This is a genomic window from Rheinheimera aquimaris, from assembly GCF_020531985.1.
Lineage (GTDB): Bacteria > Pseudomonadota > Gammaproteobacteria > Enterobacterales > Alteromonadaceae > Alishewanella > Alishewanella aquimaris.
The window spans coordinates 664066-680323 of record NZ_JAJAVQ010000002.1; the positions used below are offsets into that span (position 1 = coordinate 664066).

Sequence of the window (16258 nt, forward strand, 5' to 3'; positions counted from 1 at the left end):
TTTTTCGCATGCTTAACGCACCGAAGCCGAACGATCTATCTGCAAACTGCATGGTCGGATGTTAAGGCAGGTATGAATGCTGCAGTTAACCCATATTGCTTCTAGATTTGTTTATGAGGTGAATATACTTGCTATTCACCTCACTATGTGAGTAGATTGTGTAATATATTCATCTCAATCAGCAGGAGCCTTGCCTATGTGGATCTGGCAACAACCGGATTGGCCCGGCCGTCAGCGCGATGCAAAGCAGGTGTTTCGTTATGAGCATGCGGTACTGACGCCTAAGTTACGTGAACTGCACTTTTTGCAAGGCGTACTGCTGGGCAAAATGGGTGTGCAGGATAACCAACAGGCTACGCTCGATACCATGCTTGCCAACATTCTCACATCCAGTGCCATCGAAGGTGAGCGCCTTAACCATAGTGTGGTACGTTCTTCATTAGCGCGAAAGCTGGGTATTGCTGAACTGCAAAGCGTTGAAACGACAGCTCAGTCGGATGGCCTTGCAGCCATGGTGACAGACGCCACTGGTAACTGGCTGCAGCCATTAACGTTAGAGCGCTTGTTACAGTGGCATGCCTGGCTGTTTCCGTCTGACAGCTCATTGATGCAAAGAGTGCAGGGCGGGCAGCTTCGCGGTAACGAGCCAATGCAGGTTGTCTCAGGTAGAATCGACCGGCCTAAAGTGCATTTCGAAGCGCCACCGCGCGAAGTATTAGAAAGCGAGCTTAATTGCTTTATCGATTGGTTTAACCGCTCGCGTGATGACGCCAAGTTAGATCCGCTGCTACGCGCCGGCATTGCGCATTTTTGGTTTATCACGATTCATCCATTGGAAGATGGCAATGGCCGCTTGGCGCGGTTGTTGACCGATCTGGCACTGGCACAGGCAGAACATCAGTCCATCCGCTTTTATGCCATGTCGGTTGCTATCTTGGAGCGGCGTAGCAGCTATTACGACATCCTTGAGCAAAGCCAAAAGGGCGATACCGATATTACAGCCTGGCTGCTGTGGTTTCTCGATACCCTGACCGCCAGCCTAAAGCAGGCGCTGGCTGATATCGATAAAACGCTCCAAAAAACACGATTTTGGCAAAGGGTAGACCAAACGCAACTGAATAAAGAACAGGTCAAAGTACTAAACCGGTTACTCGATGGCGACTTCAGCAACGGCATCAGCAATAGCCAATACGGCAAAGTGGCTAAGGTAAGCCCTGCAACCGCCAGCCGGCATTTGGCGCAGTTGGTAGAAATGGGGTGTTTGGTAAAAACCGCTGCAGGGGGTAGAAGTACCAGATATGTGATCTTGTAATAGCAGGCTCCACTATGAACCTGCTATTTAGTTGGGTGAAAGTGTAATATTATTCCACGTTTTGGATCTGCTCGCGCATCTGCTCAATTAACACCTTAAGTTCCACGGCCGCGTTGGTGATCTCGGTGCTGATGGCTTTGGACGATAGCGTATTCGCTTCGCGGTTAAATTCCTGCATCATAAAATCTAAGCGCCGGCCGCAGGCGCCGCCTTTTTTCAGCGTGTGGCGGGTTTCTTTGATGTGCGCATCGAGCCGATCCAACTCTTCAGCTACGTCGGATTTGGAGGCTAAAAACGCCATTTCCTGCTCTAACCGGCTTTGGTCTAAGTCGGCTTTAATCTCGTTTAAACGGTTTACGATACGGTCGCGTTGCCACTGCATAGCTTGCGGTAAATGGCTGCGGACAAACGCAACCTGCTCACCAATTGCCGTTAAGCGCTGCTGTATCATCTGCTCTATGGCTTCACCTTCGCGGCCACGACCGGCAAGAAAATCCTGTAAGGCGGCATCGAAACCGGCCAGCAGTTCGCCCTGCAAAGCATCTAAATCTTCAGTCGGGGTTTCCATTACACCCGGCCAGCGCAGTATGTCGGCAATATTTAATTGCGCTTGCGGCGCTTTTTGCAGTAATTGCTGGGCTTTTTGCAGCAATTGTTCGGCAAACACTTCGTTCATGCTTAACTCGCCAGCTGCCTGGTTAGCGTGGTAGCGCAGGTTTACTTCAATTTTGCCGCGCTGCAGGCTGCTGCGTAATTTATCGCGCAGTATGCTTTCCAGGCCGCGAAACTGTTCCGGTAAGCGAAAATAGGATTCTAAATAGCGCTGGTTAACCGAACGGATTTCCCACTGGGCAGTGCCCCAGTTGGCTTTGGTTTCGTGACGGGCGAAGGCTGTCATACTGTGGATCATAAAATGCTCTCTGGCGGTAAATAAACACCGAGTATACCGCAGGCTAAGCGATTTTGGCGAATTGATGGCCCTAACTGTCCATAACACTTATAATGGCGAACATTGTTAATTTCAGGAGTGCAGCTATGCGTCCAAGTGGCAGAACCGCCAGTCAGATCCGTCCCCTTACATTTACCCGTCAGTTTACTGCTCATGCCGAAGGCTCTGTGCTGGTTGAGTTTGGTAATACCAAAGTGATTTGTACCGCCAGTGTGATTGAAGGTGTACCGCGCTTTATGAAAGGCCAGGGCAAAGGCTGGGTGACGGCAGAATACGGCATGTTGCCACGCGCTACGCATACCCGTAACGACCGTGAAGCCGCTCGTGGCAAACAAGGCGGCCGCACCATGGAAATTCAGCGCCTGATTGGCCGTGCCCTGCGCACAGCGGTGGATTTAAAGCTGCTGGGTGAGAATACGATTACTATCGACTGTGATGTAATTCAGGCTGATGGCGGCACCCGTACAGCATCCATTACCGGTGCTTGTGTTGCCTTAGTCGACGCGCTGAACTTTATGCGTGCTAAAGGCATGATCAAAACCAACCCGTTGAATTTTATGGTAGCAGCGGTATCAGTAGGTATTTATAAAGGCACAGCGGTGGCTGATTTGGATTACGCCGAAGACTCAAACGCCGAAACCGATATGAATATCGTGATGACGGAAACGGGCAAAGTGATTGAAATTCAGGGCACAGCAGAAGAAGCGCCGTTTAGCTTTGAGGAAATGCAGCAAATGCTGGATTTAGGCAAGCACGCTATCCGCGAGATCATTGACGAGCAAAAGCGCGTACTGGCTTAAGACTGACTTAAGGTTTGAAGGTAAAAATACAGCTATGAAACCGTTTCAACGTGACTTTATTGAATTTGCGCTGTCGCGCCAGGTACTGAAGTTTGGCAGCTTTACGCTAAAATCCGGCCGTACCAGCCCGTATTTTTTCAACGCCGGTTTGTTTAATACCGGTAGTGATTTAGCCAAATTAGGCCGCTTTTATGCCGCCGCGCTTAACGATGCAGGCGTCGAGTTTGATGTGCTGTTTGGCCCGGCATATAAAGGTATCCCTATCGCCACAACTACTGCTGTGGCACTGGCGGATCATTATAACCGCGATGTACCGTACTGCTTTAACCGTAAAGAAGCCAAAACCCACGGCGAAGGCGGTAACTTAGTGGGCTCACCGCTAAAAGGCCGCATTATGCTTGTTGATGATGTGATCACCGCTGGTACGGCTATTCGCGAGTCGATGACATTGATCCAGGCGCAGGGCGCTGAACTTACCGGCGTGCTGATTGCGCTGGACAGGCATGAGCGGGGACAGGGCGAGTTATCAGCTATTCAGGAAGTCGAGCGCGATTTTAATACGAAGGTTATTTCGATTATCAGTCTGCCGGATCTGATCAGCTATTTAGCCGATAAGCCGGAAATGGCGCAGCATCTGGACGCCGTGAAAGCGTACCGTGCGCAATATGGTGTGAAGTAGATAAAAACAGGACAGCAGTATGCTAAAGCCAAATGGCACCGGAGTTGGTCGTATTATTAAAGCGGCAAAGTGTTCGATGCAGGGCTTTGCTGCCAGCTGGAAGTTTGAATCGGCTTTTCGCCAGGAAACCGTGCTGGCGCTGCTATCGGTGCCGGTTGCGGCCTGGCTGGCGACGTCTGTCAGCCAGTTCGCTTTGTTGGTCAGTGTCTGGTGTTTAGTGCTGGTGGTTGAACTGCTGAACTCTGCCATTGAATCACTAACTGACAGGGTAAGCCTGGAGCGGCATGAGCTGTCTGGCCGGGCAAAAGATATGGGCTCGGCAGCAGTTTTTGTCAGCTTGGTGATTGTTGCATTAGTGTGGGGCGCAGCGATTTATGAGCGTTTCTTCTAACTGCTAAATATCCGGCAGATAAGTCTAATACCGGCCAGTTAAGCTTGCAGCTACCATCGGTTTGCCCACACCAACACGCCGTGAACCCAATCCCTGGGGGCTCCTCTCAGCCCATCCAGGGCTGAGACGGTTGGCTTAGGGCAAACCGATTCCGCTTAAATGATAAGCTTCAGGCAGATAAGTCGGAGTTTATTAAGAACGGGATTAGGTGTGCTTTCGTAGCAGCGGCATGGATGCTGCGCAGGCTGAAAGGGCACAGGGATGTGATCCTTGAAGCCGGCGCAGAAAGCATTTCCTAATCCCTGACGTTATCTCCTAACCTGCAATACCGTTCAGACAAACAACGCCTGTTGCAGTGCAGCCCACTGATGTGCCCAGTACTGGGTTGGCAAACGGGTAAAGCCGGAGCGGACAAACTGGCTCAGCTTACCTTCCACCGTGGCCAGCAGCATATTGGCCAGCTCGCCTTCGTCGATGTTAAAGCCTTTACCTTCACGTAGTTTACGCTCGCGCAGACACTGCTTCAGCTGGGTTTCCAGCTTTTCAAACAGCTGGGCAACACGCTCCTGCAAACGCTCTTGCTCGCCCTGCAAGGCGTCGCCGGTTAAAATACGGCAAATGCCCGGGTTGCGTTCGGCAAACACCAACAGCAATTGCAAAATCAGTTCAGTGCGGCTGGCCGTGGCTTTGTGTTCGTCCAGAATCACATTGATGCGTGATAACAGTGTATTTTCAATAAACTCTATTAAGCCTTCGAACATCCGTGCTTTGCTGGGAAAGTGGCGATAAAGCGCGGCTTCCGATACGCCAACTTTTTCCGCCAGCGCGGCAGTGGTGATACGTTGGCCATTATTGCTTTGCAGCATAGCGGCCAGCGCCTGCAGGATATCTTCCTTGCGATTGGTACTGCGGGGAGCCGGCATCTTAGGCTTTACCTGATGAACCAAAACCACCTTCACCGCGTTCAGTTTGCTCAAAACTGTCCACGATATTAAATTCAGCCTGCACTACCGGCATAAATACCAGCTGTGCAATACGATCGCCCGGCTCAATGGTAAAGCTGTCCGAGCTGCGGTTCCACATTGATACCATCAGCGGGCCCTGATAGTCAGAGTCAATTAAACCCACCAGATTACCCAGCACTATACCGTGTTTATGGCCAAGGCCAGAACGGGGCAAAATAGTCGCGCACAGGTTAGCGTCACCGATAAAAATGGATAAGCCGGTTGGGATCAGCACTGTTTGGCCCGGCGCCAGCACCAGCGTGTTATCCAGGCAGGCGCGCAGGTCTAAACCTGCCGAACCGGGGGTGGCATATGCGGGTAAGGGGAATTCAGTGCCAATACGTGGGTCAAGAATTTTCAAATCAATAGCTTTTTTCATTTACGGCTAAACTCTTATTACTTATTAATTTTCTGAAGAAAAACGGGCCAAGATCTGCTGCACAATGGCATTTGCTAACTGCTCTTTGGGTTGGGCGGCTAACGCCTGCTCACCATCTTGCCACAGCAGCGTGACGGCATTGTGATCGCTGTTAAAGCCGATATCGCTTTTAGAGACATCGTTGGCGCAAATCATATCCAGCTTTTTGCGTGCCAGTTTATCTTTGGCGTACTGCAGCACATGTTGGGTTTCAGCAGCGAAACCTACGGTAAAGGGGCGGTTGTGGCTTAGCGCTGCCACACTGGCAATGATATCGGGGTTTTGCACCAGCTTTAACTCAAGTGCGCTGTCACCTTGCTTCTTCATTTTTTCATTGGCAACTTCTGCCACCCGGTAATCAGCGACGGCAGCACAACCAATGAAAATATCGCTGTTTACGGCCTGCGCCATAGCTGCTTCATACATTTGCTGTGCACTGGTCACATCAAGCCGTTTTACGCCGGCTGGCGTGGCAAGCTGCACCGGGCCGCTGATCAGTGTTACCTCGGCACCCAACGCCGCGGCGGCTTTTGCCAGCGCAAAGCCCATTTTCCCGGAGCTGTGATTAGAAATATAACGAACCGGATCAATAGCTTCGCGGGTTGGGCCGGCAGTAATTGTAATTTTTATGTTATTAAGTTTTTGTTCAGCTAAAAAATGTTCTTCTACTGCACTGACAAGCTGCAGCGGTTCAAGCATACGGCCTGAACCCACATCGCCGCAGGCTTGCTCACCGGCGCCGGGGCCATAAATGTAAAAATTATATGATTTTAGTGTGGCTAAATTTTTCTGGGTGGCTATGTTTTTATACATCTGCTGATTCATTGCCGGGGCCACAGCAACAGGTGCAGCAGTGGCCAGAATGCAGGTAGTCAGTAAATCGTTAGCTAAACCATGTGCCAGCCGCGCGATAACATCGGCGCTGGCGGGCGCAATAAGGACTAAATCAGCCCATTTTGCCAGCTCGATATGGCCCATGGCGGCTTCTGCGGCCGGGTCGAGTAGGCTGGTGCTGACAGGATTTGCTGACAGTGCCTGCAGGGTTAACGGCGTAATAAAGTGCTGGGCGGCGTCGGTCAGAATGACCCGGACGTCGGCACCGCGCTCTTTTAAGCGGCGCACCAGATCAGCACTTTTATAGGCGGCAATACCGCCGCTGATACCAAGTAAAATGCGTTTTTGCGCAAGAGTTTGCTGCATAACAAAGCCGCCGGAACTGGAAAAATCTGGCGTTAAGATAGCATGGAAACATAAATTCAGCATCAATTCAGGGAGTGATTGCATGAGTATTCGCCATTGGCCTGCCGCCGAGCGGCCGCGGGAAAAATTACTGGACAGGGGCGCTATAGCGTTATCTGACGCAGAGCTGCTGGCGATATTTTTACGTACCGGTATTGCCGGCACCGATGCAGTAACACTGGCGCGGCAATTACTGGAGCAGTTCGGTTCGCTTAAGCGTTTACTGGGCGCAAGCCAGGCAGATTTTTGTTCGGCCAAAGGTTTGGGTCAGGCCAAGTTTGTGCAGTTACAGGCAGTGATGGAGCTGAGTAAGCGTTATCTGCAACAACAGATGCAGCGCGAAACCATTTTTACTGAACCTGCCACTGTTAAACGTTATCTGCAGCATGCAATAAGTGCAGAGCAGCGGGAAGTCTTTCTGTTGCTGTACTTAGACAGCCAACACCGCCTTATTAAAGCTGAACCCTTATTTGCCGGCACAATAGATGCGAGTCCAGTGTATCCGCGTATTGTAGTTCAGCAGGCATTAGCGCATAATGCAGCCGCTGTTATTCTGGCACACAATCATCCATCAGGCGTTGCCGAGCCCAGCCGGGCTGACCGGGCAATTACTGAACGCTTAGTTCAGGCCTTAATGTTGGTTGATATCAAAGTATTAGATCATTTTATTGTTGGCGATGCCGATGTGATCTCCTTTGCTGAACGTGGCTGGCTGTGAAGATCGGGACTGGATCCCGCTCGGATCCTTGTGCGCGAAAAAAGATTTAGCTTGAATAGCGGCCTTAATTCGTGTATAAATTGCGCCCTCTTGTTTTGGGGCAACCTTCTTGGCCGGAAGGGTGATGACAGCTCGAGCTGATGTAATTTTGGAGAACTATTGACATGTCTAGAGTGTGCCAAGTAACTGGCAAAGGTCCGATGGTGGGTAACCGTCGTTCACACGCCAACAATGCTACTAAGCGCCGTTTCCTGCCTAACCTGCAAACTCACCGTTTCTGGGTTGAAAGCGAAAACCGTTTTGTTACATTACGTACTTCTACCCGTGGTATGCGCATCATCGATAAGAAAGGTATCGATGCGGTATTAGCCGAAGTGCGTGCTAACGGTCACAAGGTGTAAGGAAATAAAAAATGCGCGATAAAATCCGTTTAGTTTCTTCTGCTGGTACCGGTTTCTTCTATACAACTACGAAGAACAAGCGCACCATGCCAGAAAAAATGGAAATCAAAAAGTTCGATCCTAAAGTGCGCAAGCACGTGATTTTCAAAGAAGCGAAAATCAAGTAATCGAACACAGAAACCCGGCCAACGCCGGGTTTTTGCTTTTTAGGCCCCGCCTCGGCTACTATGCCTCTGTTGTTTAATCACGTTTGGCCCCGCGCATGCTTAAACTGTCCCGCCGCAACTGGAACAATGTGCTTATTTTCGCCGTTCTGGTGCTGATGTTTGTACTCTATGGTATTCCGCAGCGCCTGCAGCAATTATCTGCCGATGAACACCGTTTGGTACCGGAAGATAGTCAGTTATTAATGGTGGCGCTGGGTGAGCTGCGGCTTATTCAGGCAGGCAGTGTATGGCGTTTACAGCCGGCTGCTGATAAAGCGGTAGATGCCGCCAAGCTGGCAATGGCCTGGCAGCATACGATCTTAACACCGGTTGACGTTGAGCATGACAGCAAAAGCCATGTTCCCGTTGCCCAGGCCAGTGTGCAGCTGGCAGGGCAAACAGCGCCGCTCATCTGGTTGTTATATCCCTCCGCTGAACCTGGGCAATATTTGCTACAACAGGCTGGGCAGAGTCAGTTTTATCTGTTAACTGCTGCACAGGCAGCTCAGTTGTTTTTAATCGATAGTGCGGAGTAACAGTGCCGGAATTACCAGAAGTTGAAGTCTCCCGTCAGGGTATTAGCCCGTATCTTGATAATCAGCGCTTAGTTAAGGTTGTTGCCCGTCAACGTCAGCTGCGCTGGTGGGTGCCGGATGAGGTCATAGCACAGCTTGATCAGCCGATCTTGTCGGTCACGCGCCGCGCCAAGTACCTGTTAATTCAATTGCCTGCAGGCGATATTATTTTGCATCTGGGCATGTCCGGGCATCTAAAAGTGGTGCCAGCTGATACGCCGGCAACGAAACATGACCATATCGATCTGTTGTTAAGCAGTGGCAAAGTGTTGCGGCTGAACGACACCCGCCGTTTTGGCGCTGTGCTGTGGCAAGCCAAAGGTGAAGTTCACCCGTTGCTGGCCAGCCTGGGCCCTGAACCGCTGAGCGATAGGTTTAACCTTGCGCATTTACAGGCTGCTTTTGCCAAACGTAACAGTGCAGTGAAACTGGTGCTGATGGACAATCATGTGGTTGTGGGTGTGGGGAATATCTACGCCAACGAAGCGCTATTTAAAGCCGGTATTTTACCAACGAAACCGGCAAAGCAGGTGACTGACACTCAACTTGCGAGGCTGTTGCCAGTAATAAAAGAGACACTGACTGCCGCGATTAAGCAAGGTGGTACGACACTGAAAGATTTTAGCCAGGCAGATGGTAAGCCCGGCTATTTCGCTCAGCAGCTGCTGGTATATGGGCGTGGAGGCCAGCCTTGTGTCAGTTGTGGTAAAGACCTGACAGAAATCCGCCTGGGGCAGCGCAGCACGGTATTCTGCGCCAGTTGCCAGCAATAGCTCAGAAACTCTTGGTGGCGGTAACCCGAAATTCAACGGAGTTCAGATTATCGTTGTCAGTGAGTGCCTTAGTGATATCCATATGGATCATCGTGCCGCGGCTGGAGTGATTCGACAGCAAACGCACGCCGCCGCCTATGCCGACCAGAGTGCCGCCGGAAGAGGTATTGGCATCCTGCTCGTCAGTTTGCCAGATTTTACCTGCATCTATGTAGCCGGCAAAAGCAACATCCAACAGCTGCCACAGTGACCAGTCGGTATAGCGGCGATATTCTGCCGTGACAACGGTACGGGATTCGCCACTGCGAAAGTATTCCGGGTAAGCGCGAAGCTGATCTTCGCCGCCGATATACAGCGGTTCATCACGAAACAGGTTTTCGCCTTTATCCAGAGCCAGTTTGCCCACTAAGCTGCTGTAATCGCTAAGCTGTTTCACCAGTTGCCAGTGGGTACTGAATAAATACTGCGTTTGCTCAAATTCGCGTTGTGTCCAGCTGGCGTCAGACAGCAACCAAAGATCATCTGCCAGTTGCCAGTTTTTTGCTGCAGTAAGCTGCCAGAATACTGCATTATCATCAGCACCAAGAGGTTTGCTGTACTGACCCAGCCGGGCATTGAGCTGCCAGCCAAAATTGAAATCTTCTGTACGATTAAATGATTGAATATTAAATAGTTTTTTGTAATCTGCCTGAATAAACTCGTACTCCAGCCAGTAACCGGTTAAATTGCGGTTTTGCGGCGCGCCAAATAGCGTCTCACTGGTTTCATAGAACTTGAAGTTATCCAGTTCGACTGCCGCTTTTAGGCGGTGAATATTATTGCCGCTGATGTTCAGCTTATAACCGAACTCGGCTTTGGCATGATTATGCTGGCGCTGGTAGCGGTTATATTCATCACCGGCATCGTACTCGATTACATCTTCCGATACCCGGTTTATTTCAAAGCCCAATGCCCAAGGGGATGCTAAACGGTAAAATGGCCTTTGCACACTCAATTGATAGTTATTGCCGTCACTGTTTTTACTGTAGCCCAAGGCACTGTTCCAAAAGCTACCAAACATATTCGGCGAGAAGAACATAAAACCCAGGCCGGTGCGCTCACTCTCGTGTTTATATTCCAGGCTTAAGCGGTTACCGGTGCCAAGCAGGTTATCTTCTTCAAAACCGATAGCACTTTTACTGCGCCCGCCCTCGCTGGAGAAATCCAGCGTGGGCAGCAACGACCAGTTATCCCAGGTGGCAACATTGACAATAACGCTGTTGCTGTCAGCGCAATAATGGCTGATGCGTACCTCAGCTTCGCGCAGGTAGCGCCGGCTGCGCAATAAACGTTCTGTTTCAGCTAAATCGTCCAGATGCAGCTTATCGCCTGCCTGAAACAGCAAATCATCTGCCAACACAGACTCGCGGGTAACGGTATGGGTGTAGTTAGCGAACTCATGCAACCAGAAAGAATCTTTGTCGGTCAGGTCAAATACATTATTGGGACTGTAAGTGACACTATGTATGGTGACGTCAGACTCGTTGACCAGAAACTGATTATCGGCAACAGCCTGACACTCTGCGCGGGCATATCCGGCAGAGATCAGCAGTAGGGCTGAGCTGACAGCTAATTTCATAAGTCACTCCATTGCAGGCATCAGTCGAGTGTAGTTTACTAACCTTAAGGTAACATTAACCTTGTTAGGCGTCAGATATTTAGCTTATGTTTTATCGGCTGCTTTATCATTTTCCTGAGGTTGCGTTTTGTCATCTGTGGCGTGGTTCAGATACACCACACGCTGGGGAAAGGGGATTTCTATACCGGCTTTGTCAAACGCCAGTTTTACCTCTTCCTGTAGGCTGTTGCGTAAATCACGGAAGTTCTCCCGTTTACTCCAGACCGAAAATTGGATGTTCAGTGCAGAATCACCAAAACCAAGAAATAAGAACATCGGGTTGGGTTCGTCCAGGCACAACGGGTTTTTATCAGCGACATCCATTAGCACCTTGCGCACAACAGCGATTTGCTCTTTATAAGCAACACCCAACAGCAGGTCAAAACGCCTGATTGGAAAACGGGTCAGGTTTGTTACTTCGCTTTTAATCAGGGTTTCGTTTGGAATGCGTACAAACAGGTTATCAAAAGTACGCAGTTTTACCGACAATAAATCAATCGATAGCACTTCACCTGTGGTATTGCCTACCTTTATCGTATCGCCAAGTTTAAACGGCTGCTCACCAATCAGAAATAAACCACTGATAAGGTTTGACGCCGAGGTTTGAGATGCAAAACCCAGCGCTACAGACAACACGCCGGCCGCACCCAGCAGTACGCTTAGTGAAAAGCCAAGCTGCTTCAGAGCCGACGCGACAAACAACGCAACAATCAGCCAGTACAGCAGCCGTTTAAACAATACGATATGGTGCTGGGAGAAGTTTTTACTGAAAAAACGGCTGACGGCGCGTGATGCCATACTGGCACAGATAAAACCGGCCAGCAGTAAAACAGAGGCTTTAATGAGGTGGTCAATATGCTCGCTTTGCAACCAGTGTAAAAATGATTCTGTCATAAAGCCCCCGGATTAATCACTGAATATATCGGTAAAAGCACGCACCAGACTGTGCTTTTCCGGCTTTTGTATCGGTTCCGACAGCAGAGTGGCGCCTATGGCTTCAGCCGCAGATAACTTGCCGGTGCGAAAATGCGCCAATGCCTGCAAACCTTCGTGGCTCAGTGTCACCGGATCGGTCCATAAGCTGCCGTCAGGCAAGGCATACAATGCCAGAAAGGGTACCGGTATGCTGAGCTTATCTATCGACAGCATCTGAGTTGAATGGTTATGCACCGTAACCGGCGTGACCGCCCGGTGTGATCGCACAGATAACTCCGTTTTGGCGTGGCGGGCGTGGGTTTTATCGGCATAACACAGCTCCCCAACTTGAGTTGAAGGGCCAAACCAGGTATCGGACAGTCGCTGCACGGCTATATTCTGCAACAGTAAATCCGGGCCCTTCAGCATTACACTTAACGTTACCGGCGAGCTGATATACAAGGTGGTTTGCTCATTCGGTGGCAGGTTAACCGGCTGCAGGGTTTTGACCACAACCGGTCTGTCCATCAAACGCGGTAACAGCTGGTAGCTGGCCTGACTTTGATTTATCAGGTAGCGCTGGCTGGTTAAGTGCACGGGGATCATGCTGACTTCAGCATGACACGGTACCTGTAACACCTCTTCTGTACTATATTCATGGGCCAGCAACCATTGCTGGCTTTGACGCTGTAAATAAATATGCAGCGGGCCCAGCCGGTAGTGGCGGCAGGCGTTGATGGCAACTTCTTGTGGTAGCCACCAGGCGCATTGCTCGTTCTGCTTGTTTGGCATTTGATCACACCTTTCATGCTTGATGGCGCTATCTTAGCAAGAAGCATAGTCTGTACCCAAGGTGATATTCAGTTGAGATTCACAGCAAGGCTTTATAAAATAGCGCCAATTTTTGCTTATTCAGCAATACGTTAATTTACAACTGCGGAGGGTGACACTGCTATGGAATTACCAGCACTAATCGCCACACTTCGCAATGCTCTGGAATCAGGTACCGTTGTACAGTTGCGTGAGCAACTGGATGATGTGCACCCGGCTGACTTAGCCAGCGCGCTGGTGGAGTTTGCGCCAAACGATTTATGGACTTTACTGACAGTACTGCCGCGCGCTGAGCAGGCAGAAGTGTTTGGCTATCTGCCCGCAGAAGAGCAGGTTAGCTTATCTATCAGCATCAGCCGGCGTAAGCTGGCACCCATCATCCGCCAGATGTCGTCAGATGAGCGGGCCGATTTATTTAACCGCTTAAGTGACGAGCAGCGTGAAACGTTGTTACCGGCGCTGGCGCAGGCAGAACGCGAAGACCTGCTGCGGCTGACATCGCATGAAGAAGGTACCGCAGGTGCCATCATGACATCTGACTATGCCATTTTGGCGCAGGACCTGACGGTGGCCCAGGCCCTGGACTCTTTGCGCCGCGAAGCGCCGGATAAAGAAACCATTTACTCGGCTTATGTAGTCGATGCAGCCCGTCAGCTAATTGGCGTGGTGTCGCTGCGCGATCTTATTCTGGCTCCGGTCACCATGCCGATTGATGAGCTGGTTAACCATGACCCTATTTACGCCAGTGTTGATATGCCGCAGGAGGAAGTCGCGGCACTGATCGCTAAATATGACTTACTGGCGCTGCCGATTATTAACAGTGAAAACCAGATGGTTGGCATCGTAACTTATGATGATGCAATGGATGTCGCAGCAGAAGAGGCCACGGAAGATTTTCATAAAACCGCCACTATCGGTAAGTTGGAAAGCAGTGTTAAAGATGCCGGTATTTTCCTACTGTACCGTAAAAGGGTGCTGTGGCTAGTGATCCTGGTGTTTGGCAATATATTCTCTGGTGCCGGCATTGCGTATTTTGAAGGTACTATAGCAACACACGTTGCCTTGCTGTTTTTCTTACCACTACTGATTGGCAGCAGCGGTAATGCCGGCGCGCAGTCAGGTACGCTGATGGTACGGGCGCTGGCAACAGGTGACATTAAATTACGTGACTGGGGCTACTTGCTGGGTAAGGAGTGTCTGGTCGCAGGTCTGCTTGGCTTTACCATGGCGGCGGCAGTAGTTGGCCTTGGCTGGTGGCGTGGCGGCTATGATATTGCCATGGTGGTGGCGATGACCATGATGTTAGTGGTGCTGGCCGGCAGTTTAATTGGCTTGTCGCTACCGTTTTTGCTAAGCCGCTTTAACCTTGACCCGGCAACCGCCAGTGGCCCGCTGATTACCTCTATTGCCGACGTCGCCGGCGTCGTATTGTACTTCTCCATCGCGACCTGGTATTTGGGTTTGTAACGATTAGCCGTGGGTCTGAAGCAAAGCTGGCAGCTTGTTTTCAGGCACTGCGGGCGACCAGTAATACCCCTGGCCTTCATCGCAGCCCAGACGGGTCAGTAACTGTGCTGTTGCTTCATTTTCTATACCTTCAGCAACTGTTTTTAGCCCCAGCCCTTTGGCCATATTGATGATGGCCTGTATCAGCGGTTCATCGCGTGATGATACGCCAAGCGACGTGATAAAAGAGCGGTCAACTTTGAGTGTAGTGGCATTAAAACTGCGCAGATAGCCGAGGTTAGAGTAGCCGGTGCCGAAATCATCGATAGCGAAGGTTACGCCCAACTTGCTTAAGTTGTTCAGCTGTTTTTGCACCAGTTCGGTATCACTTATCAGTAATGACTCTGTCAGTTCCAGCTCTAACGCACTGGCGGGTAAACGGGCATCCAATAACGCGTGCTGAATGGTCAGCTCCAGCTGCTCATTTTTAAACTGTACATAAGATAAATTTACCGCAACCCGCAGCTGGCTGAAGCCTTGCTGGCGTAAACGGGCACAAGCCAGGCAAGCTTCGGCCAACACCCAGTTTCCCAGCTCGCTAATCAGACCACATTGCTCTGCCAGTGGAATAAACTCTGCCGGGCTGATGAAACTGCCGTCGGGCTGCGGCCAGCGTAGCAGAGCTTCAACCGAGATGATCTGTTGGCTGCGCAGGTCAACCTGCGGCTGATAGTACAACACAAAGGCGCGTTGTCTGATGGCCTGACGCAAATGCTGCTGCAGGTTAAATTTATCGGCGTTATCCTGATCCAGCTTGTCGTCGTACTGGCGCACGGTATTACGGCCATCCTCTTTTGCCTTGTACATGGCTAAATCGGCCTTACGGCACAGTACATTAAACTCATTGCCATCCGCAGGGGCCAGTGAGATACCGATAGAGCCGGAAACGGTAACGCTGGTCTGCATAATATTAAAAGGTTTGGCAACTTCGGTTATCAGCTGTAACGCCAGCGTATTCAATGCGGTATTATCGGCGACACAGGGCACCAGAAATAAAAACTCATCGCCGCCAAAACGGATAACCTGCTGATCGGCGCTCAGCGTATTTTTCAGTCTGGTTGCCAGTTCACGCAGCAGCACATCACCGGCAGAGTGGCCCAATGAATCGTTTACCGGTTTAAAGTTATCCAGATCCAAAAATAGTACCGCCAGCTGGCGCTGCTGTTGCAGGCAATAGCTCAGTGTCTGATGGTACAGTTGTTCACCTAAGATCCGGTTAGGCAAACCGGTTAACGGGTCATGGTGGGCCAAACGTTCTATTTCGCGCCGGTTGATCCGTACTTTAGCGTTTTCCAGCTGCAACGAATGCATCAGCTGGCGCATATCTCTTACCATCAGAAACACACTGAAACCTGTTACCAGCATAATCACAGCAACAAATACCAGATGTTGCCAACCCAGAGCCGGAATGAAGGGGTGCAGATAACCACTTAAGGTAAGCCAGGTTAAAAAAGTACAATACAGCATGACAAACAGCAGCAGCGAATAAAACAAACCAACGCTGCCGAGGATAGCGGCGTAAACCAATAAGCCGGGGTATCCTAAAAGAGCAAGGTCACGTAAGCCGCCAGAGGTATAAGCCAAAGCCGACAGCATTAACGCCATAGACCATAACAATATATAGGCGGATACCAAGGCTTGTTGCTTCAGCGCAAAACCGCCGGCGACAAGCAAAGCGATACAGCCTGACAGGATGAGTAATTGGGTTGCGCCTGATGACACCACCACCGCCAGTATCAGCCCCAGCAACGTGAAACCGATGATCTGCAGCAAGCGGCGAAGACGAAAATAACTGAACTGCCTTTGAAAATCGGCGCTATCTGTTATCGCAGCGGTATAAGTGATGGCTGAAAAGTTGTCTGGCATACTGCGCTGACGCCATTT

General features: G+C 50.5%; 18 protein-coding genes. 10 read left to right on the plus strand and 8 right to left on the minus strand.

Translation table 11 applies throughout. The annotated features are described in order from the left end of the window. Positions 1–196: 196 nt before the first annotated feature. A complete protein-coding gene (locus tag LHL18_RS07925; RefSeq protein WP_226766505.1) occupies positions 197–1312 on the plus strand; it encodes a Fic family protein in 1116 nt (371 codons plus the stop codon). Positions 1313–1361: 49 nt separating this feature from the next. Here the strand turns inward: LHL18_RS07925 and LHL18_RS07930 are convergent, their stop codons facing one another. After that, a complete protein-coding gene (locus LHL18_RS07930; protein ID WP_226766506.1) occupies positions 1362–2222 on the minus strand; it encodes a YicC/YloC family endoribonuclease in 861 nt (286 codons plus the stop codon). A gap of 125 nt (positions 2223–2347) precedes the next feature. On the opposite strand from LHL18_RS07930, the gene rph reads away from it, so the two are divergent. From rph to LHL18_RS07945, 3 genes are read left to right on the plus strand one after another with little or no spacing between them, the layout of a single operon-like run. Continuing rightward, positions 2348–3061: a ribonuclease PH gene (gene rph / locus LHL18_RS07935; protein WP_008219734.1), complete on the plus strand. Its 714-nt coding sequence runs from the start codon at positions 2348–2350 to the stop codon at positions 3059–3061. A gap of 34 nt (positions 3062–3095) precedes the next feature. Next, positions 3096–3740 (plus strand): orotate phosphoribosyltransferase, encoded by a 645-nt coding sequence (pyrE, locus tag LHL18_RS07940; protein ID WP_134052515.1) that lies wholly within the window; start codon positions 3096–3098, stop codon positions 3738–3740. A 19-nt stretch (positions 3741–3759) separates the two neighbouring features. Continuing rightward, entirely contained in the window at positions 3760–4131 is a 372-nt protein-coding gene (locus LHL18_RS07945) for a diacylglycerol kinase (RefSeq protein ID WP_134052513.1), read from the plus strand. 332 nt (positions 4132–4463) lie between these two features. Here the strand turns inward: LHL18_RS07945 and slmA are convergent, their stop codons facing one another. The 3 genes from slmA to coaBC are packed head-to-tail and all read right to left on the minus strand — an operon-like array spanning position 4464 to position 6753. Next, complete coding sequence (slmA, locus tag LHL18_RS07950) at positions 4464–5054, minus strand: nucleoid occlusion factor SlmA (RefSeq protein ID WP_134052511.1); 591 nt, start codon at positions 5052–5054, stop codon at positions 4464–4466. A 1-nt stretch (position 5055) separates the two neighbouring features. Continuing rightward, positions 5056–5514 carry a dUTP diphosphatase gene (gene dut / locus LHL18_RS07955; RefSeq protein WP_134052509.1) on the minus strand — a complete coding sequence of 153 codons (459 nt, stop codon included), beginning with the start codon at positions 5512–5514 and terminating at the stop codon, positions 5056–5058. A 24-nt stretch (positions 5515–5538) separates the two neighbouring features. Further along, on the minus strand, positions 5539–6753 hold the full coding sequence (gene coaBC, locus LHL18_RS07960; protein ID WP_134053569.1) for a bifunctional phosphopantothenoylcysteine decarboxylase/phosphopantothenate--cysteine ligase CoaBC: 1215 nt from the start codon (positions 6751–6753) through the stop codon (positions 5539–5541). A gap of 82 nt (positions 6754–6835) precedes the next feature. Between coaBC and radC the strand changes: the two genes are divergently transcribed. The 5 genes from radC (at position 6836) to mutM (ending at position 9465) form a co-directional block, all read left to right on the plus strand. After that, positions 6836–7510, plus strand: a complete 675-nt coding sequence (gene radC / locus LHL18_RS07965) for a RadC family protein (protein ID WP_134052507.1) — start codon at positions 6836–6838, stop codon at positions 7508–7510. Positions 7511–7674: 164 nt separating this feature from the next. Further along, positions 7675–7911, plus strand: coding sequence for a 50S ribosomal protein L28 (gene rpmB, locus LHL18_RS07970; RefSeq protein WP_040551802.1), 237 nt, complete (start codon positions 7675–7677; stop codon positions 7909–7911). Positions 7912–7922: 11 nt separating this feature from the next. Next, entirely contained in the window at positions 7923–8078 is a 156-nt protein-coding gene (gene rpmG / locus LHL18_RS07975; protein WP_008219722.1) for a 50S ribosomal protein L33, read from the plus strand. Positions 8079–8173: 95 nt separating this feature from the next. Then, positions 8174–8653 (plus strand): hypothetical protein, encoded by a 480-nt coding sequence (locus tag LHL18_RS07980; protein WP_226766507.1) that lies wholly within the window; start codon positions 8174–8176, stop codon positions 8651–8653. 2 nt (positions 8654–8655) lie between these two features. After that, a complete protein-coding gene (gene mutM / locus LHL18_RS07985; RefSeq protein ID WP_226766508.1) occupies positions 8656–9465 on the plus strand; it encodes a bifunctional DNA-formamidopyrimidine glycosylase/DNA-(apurinic or apyrimidinic site) lyase in 810 nt (269 codons plus the stop codon). 1 nt (position 9466) lies between these two features. Here mutM and LHL18_RS07990 read toward each other — a convergent pair whose 3' ends face one another. The 3 genes from LHL18_RS07990 to LHL18_RS08000 all read right to left on the minus strand — a co-directional run bounded on the left by LHL18_RS07990 (position 9467) and on the right by LHL18_RS08000 (position 12829). Further along, positions 9467–11083: a BamA/TamA family outer membrane protein gene (locus tag LHL18_RS07990; protein ID WP_226766509.1), complete on the minus strand. Its 1617-nt coding sequence runs from the start codon at positions 11081–11083 to the stop codon at positions 9467–9469. A gap of 84 nt (positions 11084–11167) precedes the next feature. Continuing rightward, complete coding sequence (locus LHL18_RS07995) at positions 11168–12016, minus strand: mechanosensitive ion channel family protein (protein ID WP_226766510.1); 849 nt, start codon at positions 12014–12016, stop codon at positions 11168–11170. 12 nt (positions 12017–12028) lie between these two features. Then, the gene (locus tag LHL18_RS08000; RefSeq protein WP_226766511.1) at positions 12029–12829 is read right to left on the minus strand and encodes a DUF432 domain-containing protein; all 801 of its coding nucleotides are present in this window, start codon (positions 12827–12829) and stop codon (positions 12029–12031) included. Between the two features lie 162 nt (positions 12830–12991). On the opposite strand from LHL18_RS08000, the gene mgtE reads away from it, so the two are divergent. Further along, the gene (mgtE, locus tag LHL18_RS08005) at positions 12992–14335 is read left to right on the plus strand and encodes a magnesium transporter (protein ID WP_134052495.1); all 1344 of its coding nucleotides are present in this window, start codon (positions 12992–12994) and stop codon (positions 14333–14335) included. 3 nt (positions 14336–14338) lie between these two features. Here mgtE and LHL18_RS08010 read toward each other — a convergent pair whose 3' ends face one another. Further along, positions 14339–16240 carry a putative bifunctional diguanylate cyclase/phosphodiesterase gene (locus LHL18_RS08010; protein ID WP_226766512.1) on the minus strand — a complete coding sequence of 634 codons (1902 nt, stop codon included), beginning with the start codon at positions 16238–16240 and terminating at the stop codon, positions 14339–14341. Positions 16241–16258 lie beyond the last annotated feature (18 nt).

Coding starts and splice junctions, on each gene's coding strand:
- LHL18_RS07925 (WP_226766505.1), top strand. CDS start 197: ATGTGGATCTGGCAACAACCGGATTGGCCCGGCCGTCAGCGCGATGCA.
- LHL18_RS07930 (WP_226766506.1), bottom strand. CDS start 2,222: ATGATCCACAGTATGACAGCCTTCGCCCGTCACGAAACCAAAGCCAAC.
- rph (WP_008219734.1), top strand. CDS start 2,348: ATGCGTCCAAGTGGCAGAACCGCCAGTCAGATCCGTCCCCTTACATTT.
- pyrE (WP_134052515.1), top strand. CDS start 3,096: ATGAAACCGTTTCAACGTGACTTTATTGAATTTGCGCTGTCGCGCCAG.
- LHL18_RS07945 (WP_134052513.1), top strand. CDS start 3,760: ATGCTAAAGCCAAATGGCACCGGAGTTGGTCGTATTATTAAAGCGGCA.
- slmA (WP_134052511.1), bottom strand. CDS start 5,054: ATGCCGGCTCCCCGCAGTACCAATCGCAAGGAAGATATCCTGCAGGCG.
- dut (WP_134052509.1), bottom strand. CDS start 5,514: ATGAAAAAAGCTATTGATTTGAAAATTCTTGACCCACGTATTGGCACT.
- coaBC (WP_134053569.1), bottom strand. CDS start 6,753: ATGCAGCAAACTCTTGCGCAAAAACGCATTTTACTTGGTATCAGCGGC.
- radC (WP_134052507.1), top strand. CDS start 6,836: ATGAGTATTCGCCATTGGCCTGCCGCCGAGCGGCCGCGGGAAAAATTA.
- rpmB (WP_040551802.1), top strand. CDS start 7,675: ATGTCTAGAGTGTGCCAAGTAACTGGCAAAGGTCCGATGGTGGGTAAC.
- rpmG (WP_008219722.1), top strand. CDS start 7,923: ATGCGCGATAAAATCCGTTTAGTTTCTTCTGCTGGTACCGGTTTCTTC.
- LHL18_RS07980 (WP_226766507.1), top strand. CDS start 8,174: ATGCTTAAACTGTCCCGCCGCAACTGGAACAATGTGCTTATTTTCGCC.
- LHL18_RS07990 (WP_226766509.1), bottom strand. CDS start 11,083: ATGAAATTAGCTGTCAGCTCAGCCCTACTGCTGATCTCTGCCGGATAT.
- LHL18_RS07995 (WP_226766510.1), bottom strand. CDS start 12,016: ATGACAGAATCATTTTTACACTGGTTGCAAAGCGAGCATATTGACCAC.
- LHL18_RS08000 (WP_226766511.1), bottom strand. CDS start 12,829: ATGCCAAACAAGCAGAACGAGCAATGCGCCTGGTGGCTACCACAAGAA.
- mgtE (WP_134052495.1), top strand. CDS start 12,992: ATGGAATTACCAGCACTAATCGCCACACTTCGCAATGCTCTGGAATCA.
- LHL18_RS08010 (WP_226766512.1), bottom strand. CDS start 16,240: ATGCCAGACAACTTTTCAGCCATCACTTATACCGCTGCGATAACAGAT.